The organism is Streptomyces zinciresistens K42, assembly GCF_000225525.1.
GTDB lineage: Bacteria > Actinomycetota > Actinomycetes > Streptomycetales > Streptomycetaceae > Streptomyces > Streptomyces zinciresistens.
The window spans coordinates 1-2,576 of the sequence record NZ_AGBF01000390.1 but is presented as its reverse complement, the minus strand read 5'-3'; the positions used below and the strand labels follow the sequence as shown (position 1 = coordinate 2,576).

Below are 2,576 nucleotides of genomic sequence, written 5' to 3'. Positions count from 1 at the left end.
TCGTCTTCGTCGTGGTCACCCTGCTCGTGGCGCTGGGCATCGCGGTCGCGCAGGGCTGCCAGGGGCCGGATCGCGGGCTGGGCGGCGACGGGGACGTCGTGCGCCCCGGGCAGGAGCAGCGGGTGGGCACCGACGTGCGGCCGCCGGCCGGGGACCCGGTGACGTGACGCGGGGGAACGGCTCGTCCGCGCTCGGCGGCTGACGCCGTCCGCGGGCGGGGGGTGCGGCGAGCGACGCGTCGCGAGGCGGGGCGCGGTCCGCGTCGACGACGCCCACGGTCACCCCACCTGACTCCGCGTGCCCGAGGCCACCGCGTAGAACGCGACGGCGGCGGCGGCACCGACGTTGAGGGAGTCGACGCCGTGGGACATCGGGATGCGCACCCACTCGTCGGCGGCGACCAGGGCCTGGGTGGACAGGCCGTCGCCCTCGGCGCCGAGCATCAGGGCGACCCGCTCCATACGGTGCGGGGCGGCCTCTTCGAGGGTCCTGGCCTTCTCGTCGGGGGTGAGGGCGAGGAGCGTGAAGCCGGCCTCGCGGACGGATTCGAGCCCCTTGGGCCAGGTCTCCAGGCGCGCGTACGGCACCGAGAAGACGGCACCCATGGAGACCTTGACGCTGCGGCGGTACAGCGGGTCGGCGCAGTCCGGGGAGAGCAGGACGGCGTCCATGCCGAGGGCGGCGGCCGACCGGAAGATGGCGCCGATGTTGGTGTGGTCGTTGACCGACTCCATGACCACGACCCGGCGGGCGCTCTGGAGGAGGTCGGCGGCGGTCGGCAGCGGCTTGCGCTGCATCGACGCGAGGGCGCCCCGGTGCACGTGGTAGCCGGTGACCCGCTCGGCGAGCTCGGGGCTGACCGCGTAGACCGGCGCCGGGAGTTCGTCGATGACGTCGCGCATGACGTCGACCCACTTGGCCGAGAGCAGCATCGAGCGCATCTCGTAGCCGGTCTCCTTGGCCCGTCTGATGACCTTCTCGCCCTCGGCGATGAACAGGCCCTCGGCCGGCTCGCGCTTGCGGCGCAGTTCGACGTCGGTCAGGCCCGTGTAGTCGCGCAGGCGCGGGTCGTCGGGGTCGTCGACGGTGATGAGATCGGCCACAGAGTGATACTGCCTTGTCCTGGATGCGGTGCCAACGGTTCGGAACAGGTCACGTTACCCGCGGTTACGCGGTGGGTTCCCGCCCCACCCTCACGACATCGCCGATGACGATCACCGCGGGCGGCTTCACCTCGTGGGCGGCCACCGCCTCACCGGCGGTCGCGAGGGTGGCGTCGACCCTGCGCTGGGCGGCGGTCGTGCCCTCCTGCACGAAGGCGACCGGGGTGTCGGGCGACCTGCCGTGGGCGATCAGGGTGTCGGCGACCTTGCCGATCGTGCCGACGCCCATGAGGACGACCAGCGTCCCGGTCAGCCCGGCGAGGGACGGCCAGTCGACGAGGGAGCGCGCGTCGTCCGGGGCGATGTGCCCGCTGACCACCGTGAACTCATGGGCGACGCCCCGGTGGGTGACCGGGATGCCGGCGGCGCCCGGAACGGAGATGGAGCTGGAGACGCCGGGCACCACCGTGCACGGGACACCGGCCTCGGCGAGCGCCTGGACCTCCTCCATGCCACGGCCGTAGACGAACGGGTCGCCGCCCTTGAGGCGGACGACGGACTTGCCCTGGCGGGCGTGCTCGATCAGCGCGTTGTTGATGGCCTCCTGGGCCATGAAGCGGCCGTACGGCAGTTTCGCGGCGTCGATCACCTCGACGGACGGGGGCAGTTCGGCGAGCAGGTCGCGCGGGCCCAGGTGGTCGGTGATGACGACGTCGGCCTCGGCGAGCAGCCTGCGGCCGCGCACCGTGATCAGGTCCGGGTCGCCGGGGCCGCCGCCGACGAGGGCGACGCCCGGGGTGCGGGTGCGGTGGTGGGGGGCGACGAGCGTGCCGTCGCGCAGGCCCTCGACGACCGCGTCGCGGATGGCAGCGGTGTGGCGGGGGTCGCGGCCGCGGGCGTCGGTGGTGAGGACCGCGACGGTGACGCCCTCGCTGTGGCCGGTGGCCGGGGTCCAGGCGGTGGCCGCGTCGGCGTCGTCGGAGCGCACGCACCACACGCGGTGGCGCTCGGCCTCGGCGGAGGCGGCGGTGTTGGCCGCGTGGTCGCTGGTGGCGATCAGGGCGTACCAGGCGTCGGCCAGGTCGCCGTCCGCGTAGGTGCGCGCGTGCCAGGTCAGTTCGCCCGCGTCCACCATCGCCTCGACCGACGGGGTGGCCTCGGGAGAGACCAGCACGATGTCGGCGCCCGCCGCGATGAGGGCCGGGAGGCGGCGCTGGGCGACCTGGCCCCCGCCGAGGACGACGACCCGGCGGCCGGCGAGGCGGAGACCTACGGGGTAGGCGGGGTTTTCGGCCATGAGGGGTACGGCTCCCTGGTTCGAGGCGGCGCGATGGCCCTGACGTGCGGATTTTACGGTGCGGGCGGGAGGGGCGGGACAGGTGTCCGGTGGGTGAGCGGGGGCGGGGAGGGAAGGACGGGGCGGGGGACGGGCGCGGAGCGCGGGCCTGGTGGGCGGGGGCGGGGCCGGTGGGG

2 protein-coding genes and 1 pseudogene are annotated in these 2,576 nt (G+C 74.5%); 1 reads left to right on the top strand and 2 read right to left on the bottom strand.

All coding sequences use genetic code 11. The annotated features are described in order from the left end of the window. Positions 1 to 167: pseudogene (locus SZN_RS43070) on the top strand (serine/threonine protein kinase); the annotation flags it as partial. A gap of 111 nt (positions 168 to 278) precedes the next feature. Here the strand turns inward: SZN_RS43070 and SZN_RS36655 are convergent. Together SZN_RS36655 and cobA are read right to left on the bottom strand one after the other, a co-directional pair. After that, positions 279 to 1,103 (bottom strand): TrmH family RNA methyltransferase, encoded by an 825-nt coding sequence (locus SZN_RS36655; RefSeq protein WP_007505850.1) that lies wholly within the window; start codon positions 1,101 to 1,103, stop codon positions 279 to 281. A 64-nt stretch (positions 1,104 to 1,167) separates the two neighbouring features. Next, positions 1,168 to 2,400, bottom strand: coding sequence for a uroporphyrinogen-III C-methyltransferase (cobA, locus tag SZN_RS36650; protein WP_007505849.1), 1,233 nt, complete (start codon positions 2,398 to 2,400; stop codon positions 1,168 to 1,170). Positions 2,401 to 2,576: the final 176 nt, after the last annotated feature.

Bases quoted from the DNA above. Each gene is read 5' to 3' on its own strand.
- cobA (WP_007505849.1), bottom strand. From the start codon at position 2,400: ATGGCCGAAAACCCCGCCTACCCCGTAGGTCTCCGCCTCGCCGGCCGC.